This window comes from Nocardia sp. NPDC046473, from assembly GCF_040645995.1.
Taxonomy (GTDB): domain Bacteria; phylum Actinomycetota; class Actinomycetes; order Mycobacteriales; family Mycobacteriaceae; genus Nocardia.
In genome coordinates this window covers 195,135-215,536 of sequence record NZ_JBEYZJ010000010.1, presented here as the reverse complement: position 1 = coordinate 215,536, position 20,402 = coordinate 195,135, and the positions used below count along the sequence as shown (strand labels likewise).

Annotated in this window: 19 protein-coding genes; 10 read left to right on the top strand and 9 right to left on the bottom strand. The window is 67.5% G+C overall.

Annotation, left to right across the window (positions count from 1 at the left end; translation table 11 throughout):
• Window positions 1-177 precede the first annotated feature (177 nt).
• Both ABZ942_RS34145 and ABZ942_RS34140 read left to right on the top strand, forming a co-directional pair.
• Entirely contained in the window at window positions 178-1,152 is a 975-nt protein-coding gene (locus tag ABZ942_RS34145; protein ID WP_357389401.1) for a hypothetical protein, read from the top strand.
• Window positions 1,153-1,298: 146 nt separating this feature from the next.
• Complete coding sequence (locus tag ABZ942_RS34140; protein WP_150404621.1) at window positions 1,299-1,577, top strand: hypothetical protein; 279 nt, start codon at window positions 1,299-1,301, stop codon at window positions 1,575-1,577.
• Between the two features lie 283 nt (window positions 1,578-1,860).
• On the opposite strand, the gene ABZ942_RS34135 is transcribed toward ABZ942_RS34140, so the two are convergent.
• The 3 genes from ABZ942_RS34135 to ABZ942_RS34125 all read right to left on the bottom strand — a co-directional run bounded on the left by ABZ942_RS34135 (window position 1,861) and on the right by ABZ942_RS34125 (window position 7,041).
• Window positions 1,861-2,391 carry a hypothetical protein gene (locus ABZ942_RS34135; RefSeq protein ID WP_357389399.1) on the bottom strand — a complete coding sequence of 177 codons (531 nt, stop codon included), beginning with the start codon at window positions 2,389-2,391 and terminating at the stop codon, window positions 1,861-1,863.
• Between the two features lie 176 nt (window positions 2,392-2,567).
• Window positions 2,568-6,296 (bottom strand): cobaltochelatase subunit CobN, encoded by a 3,729-nt coding sequence (cobN, locus tag ABZ942_RS34130; RefSeq protein ID WP_357389397.1) that lies wholly within the window; start codon window positions 6,294-6,296, stop codon window positions 2,568-2,570.
• A gap of 157 nt (window positions 6,297-6,453) precedes the next feature.
• Entirely contained in the window at window positions 6,454-7,041 is a 588-nt protein-coding gene (locus ABZ942_RS34125; protein ID WP_357389395.1) for a TetR/AcrR family transcriptional regulator, read from the bottom strand.
• A 104-nt stretch (window positions 7,042-7,145) separates the two neighbouring features.
• Between ABZ942_RS34125 and ABZ942_RS34120 the strand changes: the two genes are divergently transcribed.
• Window positions 7,146-8,690: an MFS transporter gene (locus ABZ942_RS34120; RefSeq protein WP_357389393.1), complete on the top strand. Its 1,545-nt coding sequence runs from the start codon at window positions 7,146-7,148 to the stop codon at window positions 8,688-8,690.
• Window positions 8,691-8,699: 9 nt separating this feature from the next.
• Here the strand turns inward: ABZ942_RS34120 and ABZ942_RS34115 are convergent, their stop codons facing one another.
• Window positions 8,700-9,140, bottom strand: coding sequence for a nuclear transport factor 2 family protein (locus ABZ942_RS34115; protein ID WP_357389391.1), 441 nt, complete (start codon window positions 9,138-9,140; stop codon window positions 8,700-8,702).
• A 97-nt stretch (window positions 9,141-9,237) separates the two neighbouring features.
• Here ABZ942_RS34115 and ABZ942_RS34110 point away from each other — a divergent pair, with 97 nt between their 5' ends.
• The gene (locus tag ABZ942_RS34110) at window positions 9,238-10,446 is read left to right on the top strand and encodes a precorrin-3B synthase (protein WP_357389389.1); all 1,209 of its coding nucleotides are present in this window, start codon (window positions 9,238-9,240) and stop codon (window positions 10,444-10,446) included.
• 128 nt (window positions 10,447-10,574) lie between these two features.
• Here ABZ942_RS34110 and ddaH read toward each other — a convergent pair whose 3' ends face one another.
• Window positions 10,575-11,417, bottom strand: a complete 843-nt coding sequence (gene ddaH / locus ABZ942_RS34105) for a dimethylargininase (protein ID WP_357389387.1) — start codon at window positions 11,415-11,417, stop codon at window positions 10,575-10,577.
• A 137-nt stretch (window positions 11,418-11,554) separates the two neighbouring features.
• On the opposite strand from ddaH, the gene ABZ942_RS34100 reads away from it, so the two are divergent.
• The 5 genes from ABZ942_RS34100 to ABZ942_RS34080 all read left to right on the top strand — a co-directional run bounded on the left by ABZ942_RS34100 (window position 11,555) and on the right by ABZ942_RS34080 (window position 15,799).
• Window positions 11,555-11,992, top strand: coding sequence for an Lrp/AsnC family transcriptional regulator (locus ABZ942_RS34100; RefSeq protein ID WP_357389385.1), 438 nt, complete (start codon window positions 11,555-11,557; stop codon window positions 11,990-11,992).
• Between the two features lie 180 nt (window positions 11,993-12,172).
• Window positions 12,173-12,808 carry a precorrin-8X methylmutase gene (locus ABZ942_RS34095; protein WP_357389383.1) on the top strand — a complete coding sequence of 212 codons (636 nt, stop codon included), beginning with the start codon at window positions 12,173-12,175 and terminating at the stop codon, window positions 12,806-12,808.
• Window positions 12,809-13,080: 272 nt separating this feature from the next.
• On the top strand, window positions 13,081-14,895 hold the full coding sequence (locus tag ABZ942_RS34090; RefSeq protein WP_357389868.1) for a precorrin-2 C(20)-methyltransferase: 1,815 nt from the start codon (window positions 13,081-13,083) through the stop codon (window positions 14,893-14,895).
• 32 nt (window positions 14,896-14,927) lie between these two features.
• The gene (locus ABZ942_RS34085) at window positions 14,928-15,194 is read left to right on the top strand and encodes a hypothetical protein (RefSeq protein ID WP_357389381.1); all 267 of its coding nucleotides are present in this window, start codon (window positions 14,928-14,930) and stop codon (window positions 15,192-15,194) included.
• A 74-nt stretch (window positions 15,195-15,268) separates the two neighbouring features.
• Window positions 15,269-15,799 carry a PadR family transcriptional regulator gene (locus tag ABZ942_RS34080; protein ID WP_357389379.1) on the top strand — a complete coding sequence of 177 codons (531 nt, stop codon included), beginning with the start codon at window positions 15,269-15,271 and terminating at the stop codon, window positions 15,797-15,799.
• Here the strand turns inward: ABZ942_RS34080 and ABZ942_RS34075 are convergent.
• From ABZ942_RS34075 to ABZ942_RS34060, 4 genes are all read right to left on the bottom strand, one after another.
• Window positions 15,785-16,519: a cobalt-precorrin-6A reductase gene (locus ABZ942_RS34075; RefSeq protein ID WP_357389866.1), complete on the bottom strand. Its 735-nt coding sequence runs from the start codon at window positions 16,517-16,519 to the stop codon at window positions 15,785-15,787. The genes ABZ942_RS34080 and ABZ942_RS34075 overlap by 15 nt on opposite strands.
• Entirely contained in the window at window positions 16,516-17,136 is a 621-nt protein-coding gene (locus tag ABZ942_RS34070; RefSeq protein ID WP_357389377.1) for a hypothetical protein, read from the bottom strand. The genes ABZ942_RS34075 and ABZ942_RS34070 overlap by 4 nt, the downstream gene beginning before the upstream one ends.
• Before the next feature lie 102 nt (window positions 17,137-17,238).
• Window positions 17,239-18,489 (bottom strand): precorrin-6y C5,15-methyltransferase (decarboxylating) subunit CbiE, encoded by a 1,251-nt coding sequence (gene cbiE, locus ABZ942_RS34065; RefSeq protein ID WP_357389375.1) that lies wholly within the window; start codon window positions 18,487-18,489, stop codon window positions 17,239-17,241.
• 412 nt (window positions 18,490-18,901) lie between these two features.
• The gene (locus ABZ942_RS34060; RefSeq protein WP_357389373.1) at window positions 18,902-19,657 is read right to left on the bottom strand and encodes an SDR family NAD(P)-dependent oxidoreductase; all 756 of its coding nucleotides are present in this window, start codon (window positions 19,655-19,657) and stop codon (window positions 18,902-18,904) included.
• Window positions 19,658-19,751: 94 nt separating this feature from the next.
• Between ABZ942_RS34060 and ABZ942_RS34055 the strand changes: the two genes are divergently transcribed.
• On the top strand, window positions 19,752-20,174 hold the full coding sequence (locus ABZ942_RS34055; protein ID WP_357389370.1) for a PPOX class F420-dependent oxidoreductase: 423 nt from the start codon (window positions 19,752-19,754) through the stop codon (window positions 20,172-20,174).
• Window positions 20,175-20,402 lie beyond the last annotated feature (228 nt).

The window sequence follows — 20,402 nt, the reverse complement described above, 5'->3', positions numbered from 1 at the left end:
TTGCGGCCGTTCGGCTTTCGCAGCACTTGCGGTCCGGTAGGGTGTCGATCGGGCCGGTGTGGCATCGGTCCCGGTCGCCGAGTAGTCGGCTTGCGCCGGAACCGGTTTCGCTGCGCCGACGCGGAGTGACGCTGTCTCGATAGTGGATTCGCCCCTGCTGCAGGACGGTGGTGCACGATGAGGAATACCAGCGACATCGTCGTAATGACCGACCACAGTTCCACCGAAGGTAGCTCCGCGCAGCTCGCGCGCGCGGTCGAGTTGGTCACCGGCGCTACGCCATTGATTGTCGATGCGAGACATTTCTACGATGGCGGCGATGGGGTGCTGCGACTCGGCGTTCAGCCGACGCTTGTGGTGCCGTCCGAGAACATCGAGGTGCAACCCTCCGCCCTCGTCATTTATGAAATACCGCCGGGTGATCGGCACAGATTCACCCGCTTTCAAGCAGCTGTCGCGCAGAGCGACATCCCCTGTCTGGGTGCCGATGCGCGAGGTTGGCGAAACGCCACCGACAAACAGTGCACGGTCGATCGATTCCGGGCCGAAGGCATTCCACAAGCCGAATCGCTCGCAGTGGACCGCCCCACCTGGCCCGCGGCGCTGGCTGCCTTCGAGCAGCTCGGCCGCGACGTGTGGACCCGGCCGATCATCGGCTTCGGCGGGCGCGACGTCTGGCACGTGACCACCGAGGCGCAACTGCTCGTAGTGCTCGAGCGCTACCAAAAGACCGGCAGCAGTTGGCTGCTCACTCGCGACGCACACAACTTCGACGAGCACGGCCGCCGCCACCAATACCGCGTCGTCGTGCTCGGCGAGCGGGTGTTGCGGGTGTGTGAGCATGTGCAGGGCAACCCGGACGCCCCCTGCAACGAGGCGCAGGGCGCGGTCTCCACCGTGCTCGCACCCGACGCCCTGCCCCAGCACCTCCGCGAGCTCGCCATCCGGGCCACAGCATCGGTCGGGCTACCGTTCGGCGGCGTCGATCTGGTACCCGAGCGAGGAGGCGCGGTGTTCGAGGTGAATGTGCACCCGGTGCTGGACGTTCCACAAGGATTGGAAACGGTGGCGGTTCCCTTCGTGCTCGCGCACCTCAGCGACACCGCTGCGGCAGCGGCGACGCGGCACGAAACCTTGCGCCCCCACCGCTGATCGGACATTCCCGACAGGTTCTTCCGTACGCTCCACGAAATCGTCGGCGCCGCACATACTGTCCGGTACAAGCATGGCTATCACCCAGACAACGCGCCAGTGGCACCGCTCGCAGGTGTCACATCGACCCCGAAGCGAGCGTATTCATGGTCATCTTCGCTGTGCACGACGCCCTGCTCGCGCAGATCGGCAATCCGACGCCGGAAGCGCCGCCGGTCTCGGACAAGATCCTGCAGATGGTCCGCTACCTCACCTGGCTGGTGCTGCTCTCCGGGGTCTGCGGAATCACCTACGCCGGTGGACGATTCGCGTGGGAAAAGTGGCAAGGTGGTCCGCTCGACTCGCCGAAGATGATCGCCGGGGCGATGATCGGCGGTGTCGTCGCCACCAGCGCGGGCACGATCATGAACGCCGTCGTCGGCTGAGCCGTCATCCCGGCGGGTGCCGGGACCTGGTGCACGGAACCAATCGCGGAAGGCTGTCTTCCGCGATTGCGCACGTGCTATCTCGGTGTGGCCGATGTCGATTTCGAGGTGGTGGACGCCCCCGAGCTCGCCGCGCAACTGCTGGCGACCGCCGAGCGATTTCGCCGCGCGGCCGGCCGGCAATGAAACCTCGGCCCACCGGAATTCGGCGATAAAGTGAAGCCCGGCCGGATCGATGGAATTCGCCGATCACGGCCGGGTCGCTACTATCCGGAATTACCTGTCAGGGCTGGTTGGCACCCGCGATGCCGCCGATGATTCCACCGATGATGCAGCCGGGGATAGCGCCGACAATGGCGAAGATCAGCCCGATCAAGAACCCGATCGCGCAGCCGATCAACACTCCGGCCACGGTGGTACCCGCGTCACCGATGAACTGCGGCGCCCCCATTTCCGGGGTCGCGGCACCGACCGGCGTCAGCGTCAAAGTGGTTGCGCTGGCGTTGACTTCCGGCGCCACCCGCACCTGCTGGCCGGACACCGACTGCATCGTGGTCGGCACGTTGGCGACCAGCGATCCGTCCGGCGCCACCACGGAGATGCCCTGATCGGGCGTCAGCACGAACTTGCCTGCGGCGAGGGTGAGCGTGGCGCTCGAGTGGTCGGGCGCGACCGCCGCCGTGTACGCGACGCCCTGATCGACACCGCTGAACGCGGCATCGGCCACCTGCGCCTCACCGTGTGCGGTAGCGGCGGCGACACCTGTTGCGGCGATGGTGAGAACTGCTGTTGCTACGAACTTTCTGATATTCATAAGGCTTTCCAATCAGCTAGCCGAATCGATTGGCGTTTCCCCGAGAACGGCCATGGCACACCATCGATCATGCGCTCTCGGCAACAGCGTTGTCGAGAGTTGCGCGAAGATTGAATTGCCTTGCAAGATCGCACAATTCATCAAATCCCCCAACAATTGGGGGGTTGATTTTCCGGCTATTCCAATTCCCCTTCGGTCTCCAAGTAGACCTGCCGCAATCGATCCAGTGTCGCCTGCTCCGGGTGCTCCCACAAGTCCCGCTCGGCGGCCTCCAGCAGCCGCTCGGCAATGCCGTGCAGCGCCCACGGGTTGGACTGCTCCATGAACTTGCGGTTCACGTCATCGAAAACGTAGCTCTCCGCGAGCTTCTCGTACATCCAGTCAGCGACGACATTGGTGGTGGCGTCGTAGCCGAACAGGTAGTCGACCGTCGCGGCCATCTCGAACGCGCCCTTGTAGCCGTGCCGGCGCATCGCCTCCAGCCAGCGCGGGTTCACCACGCGGGCCCGGAAGACCCGGGCGGTCTCCTCGGAGAGCGTGCGGGTGCGCACCGCGTCGGGCCGGGTGCTGTCGCCGATATAGGCCTCGGGGTTCTTGCCGGTGAGCGCGCGCACGGTGGCGACCATGCCGCCGTGGAACTGGAAGTAGTCGTCGGAGTCGGCGATGTCGTGCTCGCGGGTGTCGGTGTTCTTGGCCGCCACCGCGATTCGGCGGTACGCGGTGCGCATGTCGTCGGCGGCCGGTGCCCCGTCCAGGTCACGGCCGTAGGCGTAGCCGCCCCAGGTGGTGTAGACCTGCGCGAGATCATCGTCGGTGCGCCAGCTCTTGGCATCAATGAGCTGCAGCAGGCCCGCGCCGTAGGTGCCCGGCTTGGAACCGAAGATGCGGGTGGTGGCGCGGCGGGCGTCGCCGTGCTCGGCCCGGTCGGCCTCGGCATGCGCGCGAACGTAATTCGACTCGGCGGGCTCGTCGAGTTCGGCGACCATGCGCACAGCGTCGTCTAGCAGAGCGAGCACGTGCGGGAACGCGTCGCGGAAGAAACCGCTGATGCGCACCGTGACATCGATACGGGGACGGGACAATTCATCGAGCGAGATCACCTCGAGGGTGGTGACGCGGCGGCTCGCCTCGTCCCACACCGGCCGGACACCGAGCAGGGCAAGGACTTCGGCGATATCGTCGCCGGAGGTGCGCATCGCCGAGGTGCCCCACACCGAGAGACCCACCGAGCGCGGGTATTCGCCGTGGTCGGCGAGATAACGCTCCAGCAGCGAATCCGCCATGGCCTGACCGGTTTCCCAGGCCAGGCGCGACGGGACGGCCTTCGGGTCGACCGAGTAGAAATTGCGGCCGGTCGGCAGGACGTTGATCAGGCCGCGCAGCGGTGAGCCGCTGGGCCCCGCCGGGATGAAGCCGCCGTTGAGAGCGTGTAGGACCCGGTCGATCTCGATGCCGGTTTGACGGAGACGGGGGACGACTTCGGTTGCGGCGAAACGGAGTACGTCGCGGACGGCGGTGAGGCGGGGATCGGCGGACAGGACAGCGCCCGCCTCGGCGAGGTCTGGGTGTGCGGCGGCAGACGGCTCGGCGGCGGAGGTCTCGGCCTGCGCCGTCGATTGTGCAGTGGGCCGGGAGCCATCCGCTGTCGCGAGGAGCGAGTCGGCGAACTCGTCGACGAGCCGGTCGACCGCGTCCGCCGACCAGTCGGCCGATTGCAGTGCGGCGACCAGTCCGCGAGCTTGGCTCTCCACCACGTCCACTCGGCCGCGGACCTCGGTACCGGATTCGTCCAGCCCCAATGCCTCGCGCAGACCGGGTACGTTCCGCTCGCCACCCCACAGCTGGCGGGCGCGCAGCATAGCGAGGACCAGGTCGACCTCGCTCTCCCCCGCCGGCGCCTGGCCCAGGATGTGCAGGCCGTCGCGGATCTGCACGTCCTTGATCTCGCACAGCCAGCCGTCGACGTGCAGCAGCATGTCGTCGAAGACGTCCTCGTCCGGGCGCTCGGCAAGGCCGAGGTCGTGGTCCATTTTGGCCGCGCGCATCAGCGTCCAGATCTGCTGGCGGATAGCGGGCAGCTTGGCCGGGTCGAGGGTGGAGATGTTGGCGTGCTCGTCGAGCAGTTGCTCCAAACGTGAGATGTCGCCGTAGCTTTCGGCGCGGGCCATCGGCGGGATCAGGTGGTCGACCAGGGTCGCGTGCGCGCGGCGCTTGGCCTGGGTGCCCTCGCCCGGGTCATTCACCAGGAACGGGTAGATCAGCGGCAGGTCGCCCAGGGCGGCATCGGTGCCGCAGGAGGCGGACATGCCGAGCGTCTTGCCGGGCAGCCATTCCAGATTGCCGTGCTTGCCGAGGTGCACCATCGCGTCGGCGCCGAAACCCTCAGCGGACCTGACCCATTGGTAGGCCGCGAGGTAGTGATGACTCGGCGGCAGGTCGGGGTCGTGGTAAATCGCGACCGGATTCTCACCGAAACCGCGGGGCGGCTGCACCATCAGCACCACATTGCCGAAACGCAAAGCGGCGATGACGATCTCGCCCTTCGGGTCGGCGGAACGGTCGACGTAGAGCTCGCCGGGCGGCGGACCCCACGCCTCGATGATGGCTTCGCGCAGGTCCTCGGGCAGCGTGTCGAACCACGCGGTGTAGGCGGCCGCGCCGATCCGAATCGGATTGCCCTCCAGCTGTTCCGCGGTCAACCAGTCCGGATCCTGGCCACCCGCCGCGATCAGCGCGTGGATGAGGGCATCGCCGTTCTGCTCGTCCAGGCCGGGGATCTCCCCTGGCTCGCCGAGGTGGTAACCGGCGGCGCGCATTTCGGTGAGCAGGCGGATGGCGCTCGCGGGAGTGTCGAGGCCGACGGCGTTGCCGATGCGGGCGTGCTTGGTCGGGTAGGCGGACAGCATCAAAACGACGCGCTTGCGGTCGGCCGGGATGTGCCGCAACCGCACGTAGCGCACCGCGATGCCCGCGACCCTGGCCGCGCGCTCGGCGTCGGGGACATAGGTGGACAGACCGTCGGCGTCGAACTCCTTGAAGGAGAACGGGACCGTGATGATCCGGCCGTCGAACTCGGGGACGGCGACCTGGGTGGCGACGTCGAGCGGCGACATGCCGTCGTCGTTGGCGGCCCACTGTTCGCGGCCGCTGGTCAGGCACAAGCCTTGCAGGATGGGCACATCCAGGTCGGCGAGCGCGCCGACATCCCAGGCCTCGTCCTCGCCGCCCGCCGAGGCGGTCGCCGGCTTGGTGCCGCCCGCGGCGAGGACCGTCACCACCAGGGTGTCCGCCTGGCGCAGTGTCGCAAGCAGTTCCGGCTCGGCGGTGCGCAGCGAGGCGCAGTACAGCGGCAGTGCGCGCGCACCCGCGTCTTCGATCGCGCGGCAGAGGGCGTCGATGTAACCGGTGTTCCCGGCGAGATGCTGTGCGCGGTAATAGATCACCGCGACGGTGGGCTGATCGGCGCGCGGCTCGGCCGAAACCCGTTCCAGCACACCCCAACTCGGCAGCTGCACCGGCGGCTCGAAGCCGTGGCCGGTCAGCAGGACCGTGTCGGAGAGGAAGTTGTGCAGCTGCAGCAGGTTGTCCGAACCGCCCGCGGCCAGGTAGTTGTGTGCGTCGGCGGCGACACCGCCGGGCACGGTCGAGCACTCCATCAGCTCCGCGTCCGGCGCGATCTCGCCGCCGAGCGCCACCATCGGCACGCCGCTGGCGCGGATCGCGTCGAGGCCGTCTTCCCAGGCGCGCTTGCCGCCGAGGATGCGCACGACCACCAGATCGGCGCCGTCGAGCAGCGCGGGCAGGTCGTCCACCAGCAGCCGTGCGGGGTTGCCCCACCGGTACGCGGCGCCGCTCGCGCGGGCGCTCAGCAGATCGGTGTCGGACGTGGACAGCAGCAGAATCACAGGTGACGGCCTTCCTCGGGTTACGCGCCCATCGGGGTTTGCTGCTCGCCGGAGAGGGTCTGGCTTTTCACAGTGGCGCGACCGCACCGGATTTCCACCGGTTTCCTCGTCGCCCGTCGAGCATGCAGATGCTACCTGCCGTGCCGTCGGGTTCCACTCAGGCGGTCGCCGCGCGGGCCGCGAGGAAGTCGTCCACGATGCGGGCGCAGTCGGCGGGGGTGGCGTGCTCGATGCCGATCAGTTTGGCGAAGACGATCGGTCCGACGAGTTGGGTCAGCGCGAGTTCGAGGTCGAATTCACCGAGCTGGGCACGGACTTCGGGAGTGTCGAGCAGCTCATCGAACGGCTGGCGGTACTGCAGCAGCAGCCGATGCCGCAGCGACGACAGGGCGGGCCCGTCCTCGCCGTGCTCGGTGCCGGTGGCCAGCCAGGCGAGCGTGGACAGTTGCAGCGGCGCCTCGTTGACGACTTCGGCTTGCCTGCTGAGCAATTCGATCAGCCGGTCACGCAGCTCCCCGGCCGGCGGCGCCTCGATGACCGGCGGCAGCAGGCGCTCGAGGGTGGCGGCGCGCAGGTGCATGGCGCTGTCGAAATGCCGGTACAGCGTGGTCCTGGCGACCTTGGACATGCGGGTGACCGCCTCGACCGTGACCGCCTCGACGCCACCGGATTTCAGCAGTGCGGCCGCGGCGTCGAGCAAGCGCGCGCGGGAGCGCACTTTGCGGGGGTCGACGTCATCTGTCATGGGTCGAAGCATTCCTTCTTCGTCGGGGGTATCGCCACCCAGCAGACTTATGCTACTGATAGTAGCGTAGCGATACTGATAGTTCTATTTCATCAGGAGGCTCGATGGATTCCACGCGGTTGTCCGCTACTCAGCGGTGGATGTTGGTGCTCTCCTGTGCCGCGGTGGCGTTGGTCGTCGGGTCGATGGCGGCGTTGTATACGGCGTTGCCCGAGCTCGCCACGGCCACCGGCGCCACCCAGCAACAGCTGACCTGGATCGTCGACGGGTACACGTTGGCGTTGGCCTGCCTGGTGCTGCCCGCGGGCGCGCTCGGAGATCGGTATGGGCGCCGGATTGTTCTGGTCGTCGGGTTGTCCGTGTTCGCGCTGGCCTCCGCGACGCCACTGCTGTTCGACAGTCCGACCTGGTTGATCGGCGCGCGTGCCGTCGCGGGGGTCGGCGCCGCGCTGGTGATGCCGTCGACGCTGTCGCTGCTGACCGCTGGGTTTCCGGAAGCTCGGCGCGGCAATGCGGTGGGGTTGTGGGCAGGCGTCGCGGGGGCGGGGGCGGTGCTCGGAATTCTCGGTTCCGGGTTGTTGCTGGAGCGTTGGTCGTGGCTGTCGGTTTTCCTCGCGATGGCGGTGGCCGGAGCGCTGCTCATGCTCGCCGGGTGCACGATTCCCGAATCGGTTGATCAGGAGCGGCCCGCGATGGATCCGTGGGGCGCGGTCACGTCGGCGGCAGCGGTCGGGTTGATCGTGGTGGCGGCGATCGAGGCGCCAGCCCGGGGTTGGTTGGATCCGCTGGTGGTCGCGATGTTCGTCGGTGGCTTGCTGGCCGCAGCGATCTTCACCGTTGTCGAATTGCGGGTCGCGCAACCACTGTTGGATGTGCGGCTGTTCGCCAGGCGCGGGTTCGCCGCGGGCACGATGTCGGTGACGATCCAATTCCTGGTCACCTTCGGCGTTTTCATGTTGCTGGTGCAGTTTCTGCAGTTGATTCTCGGGTATCGGCCGTTGACGTCGGCGCTGGCGATGGCGCCGATGGTCGTTCCGATGGTGGCGATTTCGGCGGTCGCGCCGTGGGTCGCCGACCGGATCGGGTTGCGGTGGCCGACGTTTGCCGGGCTGGTTGTCCTCGGCGTCGGATTGGTTGCCGTGTCCCGGTTGACCGTCGACAGCACCTATCTCGACCTGCTCTGGCCGCTGCTGGTCATGAGCACCGGACTCGGATTGTGTACTGCCCCAGCGACTGCCGCCATCATCGCCGGCACACCCATCGAAAAGCACGGCGTGGCAGCGGCTGTCAACGATGCCGCCCGCGAGGTCGGGGCCGCGATCGGCATCGCGGTCGCCGGCAGCATGCTCGCCGCGGGATATAGCGATCGCATCGCGCCCGCACTCCCCCGGCTTCCCGAAGTAGCCCGTGGTCCGGTCGCCGACTCGCTCGCCGCCGCCCTGCAGGTTGCCGACCGGGCGGGACCGCAGGCCCAGCCGCTGGCCGAATTCGCCAAGGCAGCCTTCATCCACGGCGCCCAGCAATCCTGCCTTGCCCTTGGCTATCTGGCGTTCGCCGCGGCGGTCGTCGTGGGCGTGTGGGCGCCGGGCCGGCCGCGGACAAGCGCGGGTGACGCCGTCGCCGCGGAGCTGGCGTCAACCCGTCACTGATCGGGCGAGTCAGGTCAGATCGGCGTTTCCGTCGATGACTTTGAGGAGGTAGTGGAACTTGTTGACGCGCCAGCCGTTCGGGGTTCGCTCGGCGCCGATGGCGTAACTGCCGACGAAGGTGCGGGTCTTGCCGTTGGTGGCGGAGTTCTTCACGTGTACCGCGATCGCGTCCGCGTGGACGTCGGCGGTGTCATCCGCCAGATCGATCAGGTGATTTCCGGACTGGTGATGGAGCTCGTCCAGGTCGGCGAGCCCTACCCGCCAGTCCTCGACGATATCGGCCGCGGCCCGCTCGCCGACCGGGCCGCCGAATCCGCCGTCGAAATCGACCTTCGGCGTGAAAACGGCCTCAACCAGGTCATTCCAGCGGCGCTGATCGGTGTAGACAAACATCCTGGTGATCACGTCGATGATCGCGAGTCGATCTGCCAGGGTAGAGATTTCAGACATATGTCTCACCTTAGCGACAGTGTCGTCCGGCCGCCTCTCGCTCACCCCGAGCCGGGGTGGTTGGCTGGTCGGCAGGGGTACGTACGCTGGATGGACTATGACTCGACGTGTTCCGGATTCCTGTCCCGGCGTGCTGCGGCTGCATGACGCAGCCGATGGGCCGCTGGCGCGGATAAGGGTGCCCGGCGGGCGGGTGACGCCGGAGCAGTTGCAGGTGCTGGCGGAGGCGGCGCGGGAGCTCGGGGACGGGAATATCGAGCTGACGTCGCGGGGGAACGTTCAGTTGCGGCAGGTGCGGGATGCGGGGGCGCTGACCGATCGGCTCGATGCGGCCGGGTTGTTGCCGAGTCACAGTCATGAGCGGGTGCGCAATATCGTCGCCTCGCCGTTGTCCGGTCGGATCGGTGGTTCGGCGGATGTGCATACGCTGGTTCCGGCGCTCGATGCCGGACTGTTGGCCGCGCCGCGCCTGGCCGAGTTGCCCGGGCGGGTGCTGTTCACGCTCGATGACGGGCGTGGCGACGTCAGCGGGCTGAGTGGCGATATCGGCGTACATGCCACGGGCGCAGCGGAATTCGCGCTACTGCTCGCGGGACGGGACACCGGCATTCGGATCTCGGCCGCCGACGCAGTGAATGTGATGCTCGCCGCCGCACACGGGTTTCTCGACCTGCGTGGCGATGACGCGAGCCAGTGGCGTCTCCACGACATCGAGGGCGGCGCCGAGCGGGTGGCCGAGATGCTTGCCCGCACCCGCGGTGCTGATCGAGTGGAAATCGTTGCAGCCCAGGATATTCCGATCGGCTGGCTGGATCAGGACAACGGATTGGTCAGCCTCGGCGCCGGAGTTCGTCTCGGCTCCCTGCCCGCGCGTACCGCCGAATTCATCGCCGCCATCGAACGTCCCGTATTCATCACTCCGTGGCGCAGCCTGGTCATCACCGATATGGACGAATGGACCGCCGAGCAGGTCGTCCGCGTGCTCGCCCCGATGGACCTCATCTTCGACGCCAACTCCCCCTGGCTACAGGTCAGCGCCTGCGCGGGACGTCCCGGTTGCGCGAAGTCGCTCACCGATGTCCGCGCCGACGTGACGGCAGCCGTCGAATCGGGACGCGTGCTTCCGGCGGAACCGAATCCGCCTACGCACCAGGACATCCCGATCCTCGCCGCAGACAAGGTGACGGTCGCCGGTCGCCAACACTGGTCCGGCTGCGACCGCCGCTGCGGCCGCCCCCGCGGCACGGTCACCGACGTTGTCGCCACCAACACCGGCTACCGCCAATCCCCGACGCCGACAGCCTGACCGCCACCGCTCCCGACTGCCCGCCATTCGCCAAAATCCGCACTCTCTCTCGGGATTTGCACTCGCAATAGGGCCAAATTCTGGGTGCTGATCCCGAGAGGGAGTGCAGATTTGCGGTAATGGAGCGGTTACTCGTGGACTTCCAGGGTGCAGCATTTGACGCTGCCGCCGGCCTTGAGGAGTTCTGACATGTCTATGCCGATGGGGTTGTAGTCGCGGGCGCGTAGGGCTTCGGTGAGCGCGGTGGCCTTGTTGCTGAGGAAGACGTTCAATCCGTCGGAGACACCGTTCAATCCGAGGACCTCGGCGTCCGCGTCGGTGGCGACGATGGCGTTCGGGAACAGCTCGGTGAGCACCGCCTGGCTCGCCGCGCTGAAGGCGGGCGGGAAGTAGGCGATGGTGGTGTCGTCGAGGGGCAGCAGGACGGTGTCGAGGTGGTAGAAGCGCGGGTCGACCAGCTCCAGCGACACCACCTCGCGTGAAAAGTGCTGTGCCACTTCCTGATGCGCGGCGAGCGAGCTGCGGAAGCCCATGCCGGCCAGCATCCGCGCACCGACCAGGAGGAAGTCGCCCTCGCCCTCGTTGATCTCCGTGGCCTCGACCAGTCCGGCGAGGCCGTGCTGGGCGAACCAGTTGTGGTAGGCCGGGCCCTCGGCGGCCCGCTGCACATGGGTGAACCTGGCCGACATCGCGCGGTCGCCGACGATGAGGCCGCCGTTGGCGGCGAACACCATGTCGGGCAGGCCGGGCACGCCGGGCACCACGTCGACCTTGTGCCCGTACTCCTCGTAGGTGGCGCGCAGGGTTTCCCACTGCAGCAGGGCGAGGGCGCGGTCGACCGGCGCATCGGGATCCATCCAGGGATTGATGCAGTAGGTGACCTCGAAGTAGTCCGGACGGCACATGACGAACCGTCGCGGCAACGACTTACGAGCGATGGACTCGGCGCGGAGGGTGGCTACAGACGTCAACGTGTCTCCCGTAGGTCGGCGCGATTTTGCGGCTCACACGACCGTAATTCGCCTACTATTGCGCCAGGAACAACGAATCGTTGCGCATATTGGCCCTGAAACACCGAATCGTTGTGCAATGAGGAAGCGAGTGTGACGTGGACGACATCGATCGGCGGATTTTGGAGTATCTCCTCAGACAGGCACGGGCCTCGTTTCAGGAAATCGGCAGCGCGGTCGGCCTCACCGCACCCGCGGTGAAACGGCGCGTCGACAAGATGGTCGCGAGCAAACAGATCACCGGTTTCACCGCGATGGTGAATCCGGCGGCGATGGGTTGGAAGACCGAGGCGTACGTCGAGGTGTACTACCGCGACAACATCTCCCCGGCCGAACTGCGCCGCACACTCGAACCGATCCCGCAGGTCGTCGGCGTGTGGACGATCGCGGGCGAGGCCGACGCCCTGATCCACGTGATGGCCACCGACATGGCCGAAATCGAGGTGACCGTCGAGCGAATCCGCGAGAACGCCCGCGTGGGCCGCACCCGCAGTTCGATCGTGATGTCCCGCATCCTCGAACGCCCCCGCACCTGACGGCCGTCCGACTCAGCGGGCGGTCGAACTCGACGGTTCACACGCCACTGATGGGCCGCGCCCAACCTGCCCGGGGTTCACGGAACTGGTTCCGTGCGGGCACACCACTGCCGCGCCGAACCGGTTGCACCAGCTACCCGCGCCGACCTGGCCGGGAGCCGACCTCCTAGGGTGGACCGCATGTCCGACGTGCGTGCCAGCTACCTCACCGATGGGGCCGAGATCTATCGGCGCTCGTTCGCGATGATCCGCGCGGAGGCGGATCTCGGTGGGTTCCCGCCGGATGTAGCGCAGGTGGTGGTGCGAATGATCCACGGGTGCGGTCAGGTGGATTTGGCCGGGGATGTGGCGTTTTCGCCGGGCGTGGTGGCTTCGGCGCGGGCGGCGTTGCGGGCGGGGGCGCCGATTCTGTGTGACGCGAACATGGTGGCCTCCGGTGTCACGCGTAAGCGGCTGCCCGCCGACAATCCGGTGATCTGCACGCTCGCCGATCCGCGCGTGCCGGAACTCGCTGCGGGCATGGGTAATACGCGCTCCGCAGCGGCGCTCGAGCTCTGGCGCGAGCACCTCGACGGCGCGGTCGTCGCCATCGGGAACGCGCCGACCGCACTGTTCCACCTGCTCGACATGCTCGACGCGGGTGCGCCACGACCGGCCGCCATCCTCGGCATCCCCGTCGGCTTCATCGGTGCCGCGGAATCCAAGGACGCACTGATCGATTTCGGCGGTGTCGAGTTCCTGACCGTCCGCGGCCGACGCGGCGGTAGCGCCATCACCGCCTCTGCGCTGAATGCGATTGCGAGCGAACAGGAATGACGGATCGGACGCACAGCGACCAGTCGGCGCGGACCGATGCGGACAGCGCAGAAAACTTGGGAGGCAGGCAGCTCGGCGGCACGAGCTCGGCAATGGCGAGGCACGACGCGCAAGCCACGGATGCCCCTGCGCGCGGTCCCTTCTCGGAGGCGGCAACCTTCGAATCCGGCAGTGCGGCGTCGAGCGGCACGCAGCTCGACGGCAATGCCCACGACTCTGGCAGGCAGTCCATCGACGGCACAATGCGCGGCGCACCGGCGATAGACGCCCCTATGTCGGCGGAGGCCGAATTGCGAACGGTGCCAGGCAAATTGTGGGGTGTGGGGCTTGGGCCCGGCGATCCTGAGCTGGTCACGGTCAAGGCGGCGCGGGTCATCGCCGAGGCCGATGTGATCGCGTTCCACAGTGCGCGGCATGGGCGGAGTATCTCCAAAGGGATTGCCGCGCCGTATATGCGGCCGGGACAGCTGGAGGAGCATCTCGTCTACCCGGTGACCACCGAGACTACCGACCATCCCGGCGGCTACCAGGGTGCGATCGACGAGTTCTACGAGCAGGCCGCGCAGCGACTGGCGGGGCATCTGGCGGCGGGGCGGTCGGTCGCGCTGCTCGCCGCGGGTGACCCGCTGTTCTACAGCTCCTACATGCACATGCACCGACGGTTGGCCGATCGGTTCGAGGCCGAGATCATTCCGGGCATCACCTCGGTGAGCGCGGCGTCGGCGGCGCTCGGCACCCCGCTGGTCGAGGGCGAGCAGGTGCTGACCATCCTGCCCGGCACCATGCCGGTCGACGAGCTCACCCGTCGGCTCCGCGACACCGAGGCCGCCGCCATCATGAAGCTCGGCCGCACCTACCCCGGTGTGCGCCAAGCCCTTTCGGATTCCGGTCGCCTCGCCGACGCCTACTACGTCGAACGCGCCAGCAGCACCCGCCAACGCGTGCTGCGCGCCGCCGACGTCGACGACGCGGACGTCCCTTACTTCGCCATCACCCTCGTCCCCGGCCCGACCCCGACCACCCGACTCCCCCGCGTGGACACGGAACCTGCGGTGAAGCAGCACGAGTCGACGAACAACCACGCCGAGCACGCGAATCCGCATGCAGCGGAACCCCACCCGAAGCACCGCGACTCAGCGACGATCAGCTCTCGTGCACCAGGCGGTCAGCAGCGGGCCGCCTCGCATGTCGATGCGTCCACGACCGAACGGCGCGGGGCCGCCCAGGATTCCGCGCTGCTCACGAGTTCTGCCGAATCCGGCTCGCCTATCCCTCATTTCGCCGAAAATGCCGCCCCGGAACGCAGCGCGGATCAACCTGGTCGAGTTGTCGTCGTCGGCCTCGGTCCCGGCGCGGCCGAGTGGACGACCATCGAGGTGCACGAAGCACTCGCCGCCGCAACGGATCTCGTCGGTTACACCACCTATCTGAACCGGGTGCCGTCGCGCCCCGGCCAGCGCAGGCATGCCAGCGACAATCGCGTCGAGTCCGAGCGCGCCGCCATGGCGCTGGATCTGGCCAGGCGGGGCGCGCGGGTCGCGGTGGTGTCGTCGGGTGATCCGGGGGTGTTCGCGATGGCGGCGGCGGTGCTGGAGGAGGCCGCCGATCCCCAGTGGCGTGGTGTGCCGGTGCAAGTGTTGCCGGGTCTGACCGCAGCCAATGCGGTGGCCAGCCGGGTCGGCGCGCCGCTCGGTCACGATTACGCGATGATCTCCCTCTCGGATCGCCTCAAGCCGTGGGAGGTTGTCGCCCAACGCCTTTCCGCGGTGGCCGCCGCGGATATGGCGATCGCCGTCTACAACCCCGCCTCGTCGCAGCGCACCTGGCAGGTCGGTGCCATGCGTGACCTGCTGCTGGAGCATCGCAAGCCCGACACGCCCGTGGTGCTCGGCCGCGATGTCGGCGGGCCGACGGAGTCGGTGCGCGTGGTGCCGCTCGGCGAACTCGACCCGGCCGACGTCGACATGCGCACCCTGGTGATCATCGGCGCCTCCACCACCGCGACGCTGGAAACCGACCAGGGAGTCCGCGTTTACACCTCGCGGCGCTACGCACGCACAGGCGACGCGACCTCGCCCGACGCGTAAGATCTCCTGACGCACTGACGATTGGAGGGATCTTGGCCGCGACACTGTCGGAGCTGACGCTGCGCGCCCGAGCCCTGGAGGCCCGAGCGACTGCCGGCGAACAAGCACTCGACGAGCAGGGTGACGTTCTCAGCGAACTCGCGGCTCTCACCAGAAAGGCGCTCGACGGCATCGACCGGATCGAGGAGCGCACCGAGAAAATCGAGGAGGACCTCGCCGAACTGCGCCTCGGGCAAGCGCGGTTGGCAGAGGGCATGGCGCTGGTGCTTGCCCGTCTCGATCAGCTGGCCAGTACGTAGGCCAGGCGGCAGGATCCGGCGCACGTTCGTATAACATTCCATTATGGAAGGTTGAGAGCGAAGGGAGCAGTCGGTTGACGAACACCGCGACCAGCCGCAAGCCGTTGAACTCCACGGCCGCGTCGCTGCTCGGATTTCTGCACGAAGGACCGATGTCCGGCTGGGACCTGGTAGCCCAGGCCCAACAACGCATCGGCGACTTCTGGACGATCACGCAAAGCCAGGTCTACCGGGAACTCGGCGCCATGGATGCAGCAGGCTTGGTCGAGAAGGGCGTGCCGGGCGCTCGTGAACGCACTCCCTATCTGATCACCGACGCGGGGCGGGAAGCCTTCCTGGAATGGATCGCTCGCGACCCCGGCGGCGAAAACATCCGCATCCCACTGCTGTTGACACTTGCGTTCGGCGACCACCTCGACCGACCGCATCTCGATCAAATCATCGCCGCCAACAAAGAGATTCACCAGGAGCGACTCACCAGGTACCTCGCCGAGGACCCCAGCTGCATGCCCGCCTTCGCCCGCGCGACGCTGGATTTCGGCATCGGATACGAACGCGCGGTACTCGATTGGTTCGACCGGCTACCCGAGCTACTGGGCAACTGAGCGGAGCCAATCCCAGGCCTGGGCAACACTTTCCATGACCACGGCGCCCTCGGGCAGCGGCGGCCGGTCGATCATGACGACCGGCAGGCCCGCCGAACGAGCGGCGCTCAGCTTGGCATCGGTCTGATCGCCGCCGCTGTTCTTGGTGACGAGGAGGTCGATGCGCCGGTCGGTCAGCAGCCGGGTTTCGTCGTCGACCGCGAAAGGCCCACGGGCGAGCAGTAATTCGTGCTGCGGTGGTAACGCGCCCTCGGGTGGATCGATGGCGCGGATCAGAAACCAGGGGCGAGTGAGTTCGGCAAAAGCGCCGACACCCTGACGGCCGATCGTCAAGAAGACGCGATCACCCTGCTCATCAACGGTTTTCGCGGCGGTTATGAGATCGGGTACCCGAATCCACTGGTCACCTGATTGTTCGGACCAGCCGGGTCGGCGAAGATGGACGAGCGGCAGATCCGCCGCAGCGGCAGCGGCATTCGCGCTGATGACGCCCGCGAACGGATGGGTGGCGTCGACCACGGCCTCGATCTCGTTGGCCACCAACCATTCCCGCAGACCCTCGACCCCGCCGAAACCGCCGACGCGGACCGCGCCGACCGGCAACAGAGGGTCACGAACGCGACCGGCGAGCGAGGAGACGATGTCGAATCCTTGCTCGCCGGCAGCGATGGCGGCGAGTTCCCGGGCTTCCCGGGTACCGCCCAGAATCAGGGTTTTCAGGGCTGGCCGCTGAAGTAGGCGATGCCCGCGTTCAGCAGCGACGGCCCGCCGGCGACGGCGAGGCCGATGATCGCGCCGAGCACGGCACCGGGCAGGATCCCGACACCGAAGAACAGGATTCCGATTGCGGCGCCGATCAATCCGCCGACCAGCGCGCCCAGCGAACTGCGCTGCAACTCGGCGAAGAACCAGTCCTGCGCGCCGATGAACTCGGCGGCGACCGGGGCATTCGCGGTCGGCGCGACCTGCGGGGTCAGCGTCAGCTGCCTGGCGTCGTCGGCGATGGTGGCGGCGATCGCCACCGGCTCGCCCTTGGCCGTCTGGGTGAGCGGAATGGTGGTGACGGTCTCACCCGCGGCATTCGTCAAGGTGACCGACTGCTTGTCGGTGGCCAGGCTGAACGCACCGCCGGTAACGTTGGTGACGACGGACTTGCCCGCGTCGGCCAGCTGCAGGGCGTAGCTGATGCCCTGGTCCTGGCCCTTGACAGTCGGTGCGGCGGCTTGATCCTGCGCGGCGGGCGGCGCGGGAACGGGCGCGGCATACGCGGTACCGGCGCTGACGCCGGTCGCGGCGATGGCCAAAAGTGCGGTAACGGCAAACTTCTTGTATTTCATCTATCTCCCCATCAGGAACCGGATTTCCGATCATGACCGGATCTCGGCCCCGACCCTACCTGCCGGGGTGCAGTCATCTCATCCGTGGACCTCATTTTGCGATCATGCACTGTGCAGTTTCACAACTGACCATTGCGTGACCGGCAGTTGCGGGCGCCACGTCGTGAAAGATCCCAGCGGCTCGGCCCGGTAGATCTGAAACTTCCGCAACGTGCCGCCGTAGCCGGCTGCCCAGCTGAGCAGCAGCGATTCGGATTCCGCGGTCACCGCGTTGGCGACGAGCCTGCCGCCCTGTCGCAGCTGCGACCAGCATGTCTCGAACAGGCCAGGCTGGGTGAGGCCGCCGCCGAGGAAAATGGCGTCCGGCGAAGGGAATTCGGCGGTGCTGTGCAATTCCGCGAGCACTTCGCCGTACACAGTGATGTGCGGGACGCCCAAAGTGGCGGCGTTGTCCGCGATCTGGCGTCGCCGACGTTCGAGTTGTTCGAAAGTGAGTGCGCGGCAACTGGGATGCGTACGGCACCATTCGATGGCGATGCTGCCCGAGCCGCCGCCGATGTCCCACAGCAGTTCCCCGGGTGCGGGTGCCAATGCGGCCAGGGTCAGCGCACGTACCTCGTTCTTGGTGAGTTGACCGTCGCCGCTGAACAATTCGTCGGGCAGGCCGGGCAATCGGGTCGCCCGAACACGTTTCGGGTCGGCGACGCATTCGATCGCCACGATGTTCAGCGGATCCCCCGCGGGCCGCTGCCACTGCTTCGCGATCCCCGCCTCGATCCGTTCCGCCGGACCACCCAACTGTTCCAACACCGTCACCGATGAATCACCGAACCCAGTGCGCCCCAACAACTCCGCCAGCCGACCCGGCGTTTGCTCGTCAGCACTGAGTACCAACACCCGCCGCCCATCACCCAGCTCCGGCAGCACCGTCTCCAATGCCCGCCCCACCACACTGACCACCGGCGTCTCCGCCAACCCCCACCCCAACCGCGCACACGCCAACGACGCCGACGACGGCTGCGGCAGAACCTTCAGCGCCGCTGCCCCCAGCAACCGCGCCAACGTCACCCCGATCCCATAAAACATCGGATCCCCGCTGGCCAGCACACACACCCGCGCCCCGGCATAACGCTCGAACAACCCAGCCAACGCAGGCACCAACGGCGACGGCCACACCACCCGCTCCCCCACCGAATCCCCTTCCGGCACAAGACCGAGCTGCCGCACCGACCCGAAGATCACCTCGGCGGACGTAATCGCCTCCCGTGCCGACCGACTCAGCCCATCCCATCCGTCAGCACCGATCCCTGCCACCACCACCGGCGGCCCCGACCACACCACCGTCATCCGCATTCACCTGTCAGCGCGTGCGCCATGCGGCGATCAGCCGCCACCTCGAGCGCACGCGTCGCCCCGCTGGTCGTCGAAATTGCTTCGACACCAGCCATATTCGACAGGACACCCAGTTCGCGAGGTCGGGCGGCCCACACGTCGGCTATTGCCCTGCCGCCCGCCGCACGGGCAACCCGAGCCGGCGACTGCCGGCCGATCCGTCGAACTCGAGATTGCGACGACAGTGTCCGATCGACTGAAGCTGCTCGCTGGGCACCAGCCCGCACTCGGCCGACTGCGCTCTGGGCGTCAGATCGCAGGTGACATGCCACAGTGCTCAGCACATCAGCACGTACGTCTCCGGTGGCAGGGTCCGCGGGAGCCACGGCGCGACATGGCGTCGCCGCCCGGATCGTGTTGCGCCGCCGAGCGCTCACCGTGGCATCCGGCGCCAGATCGCTTGGGGCATCAGGCGCATCGCGAAAAAGACGACGCGAAGGATGGCCGGCGTCACGACGACTCCCGCACGTTTGTGCAGTCCCTTGACCACCGCGGCGGCTACCTGGTCGGGAGTGCTGGAGAACGGCGCCGGGTCCATGCCCTCGGTCATCCGGCCGATGACGAAGCCCGAGCGCACCAGCAGGAGGTGAACGCCGGTGCCGTGCAACGCATCCGCGAGTCCGCTGGCGAAGCCGTCGAGGCCCGCCTTAGCCGATCCGTACACATAGTTTGCCCGGCGGACCCGCACACCTGCGATCGAACTGAACACGACGAGCTGTCCTTCACCCTGCGCGCGAAGCAGATTCGCGAGCGTGGTGAGCACGCTGACCTGGGCGACGTAGTCGGTGTGCACGACGGCGATCGCGTGGGCCGGATCCTGTTCGGCCCGAGCCTGATCGCCGAGCACGCCGAAGGCGAGCACCGCCACCCCGATCTGCCCGTACTCGGCCGCGATCTTCTCGAAGAACGCCGGATGGTTCGCCATGTCGTCGGCATCGAACTCCACGCAGTGCACGGCCGCCGCCCCGCCGTCCGTGAGCGCAGCGGTCTGCGCCGCCAGATCACCGCTGCGCCGCGCCGCGAGAATCACCACCTGCCCCGGTGCCAGCCGCCGCGCGACCTCGAGCCCGATCTCGCTGCGCCCGCCGAGCAGCAGCACCGTCCCCTCGGCAATCCCTCGCAATCCCATGCGCTAAGTCTGTCATTCCACCCCCACTCAGCCGCCGCACCCCACCGGCCAAGCCCCTGCGGACTCTCCCTGGGCCTGCCGCTACGGTCGGGGGATGCCGACGCAGACCGTAGAGCTTTCTCCCGCCGCGCTCGAGTTCGTCATCGAGCGGCACCTCGCGACGTTGACCACGTTGCGTGCCAATGGGACACCACATGTCGTCGCGGTGGGATTCACCTGGGACCCGGAGGCCGGGATCGCCAGGGTGATCACCGATGGCGGGTCAGCGAAGGTGCGCAATGTACGCCGGGGCGGTTACGCGGCCGTGAGCCAGGTCGAGGGACGACGCTGGCTCACCCTGGAGGGCCCGGCCACCGTGCTCGATGCCCCGGACGCCGTCGCCGAGGCAGAAACGCGCTACGCGGGCCGCTACCGAGTTCCTCGCGAAAACCCGACCCGAGTGGTCATCGCGATCGGAGTCCAACGCGTCCTGTCCAGTTCCACCCTCGTCACCCCATCCGCCGACGCCCCGCAGTAACACCACTGCATACTGCGGATCCTGGCAGCGGATTTCGATGCCGCACAAGGGGCGAGGATCGCACCTGACGCCGCCGTCTCTCATCACCGCACACGCATCCGAGCCGCCATGCCGCAGGACCCCGCTGAGCCATCAAGCAGCTCGCTCGAGGTGTATTACAGGTGCGGATTCGCGGACGGCCGAACACCTTCCGCTGCCTGACGCAGGGGTAGGTCCGGTTCCAAAGGC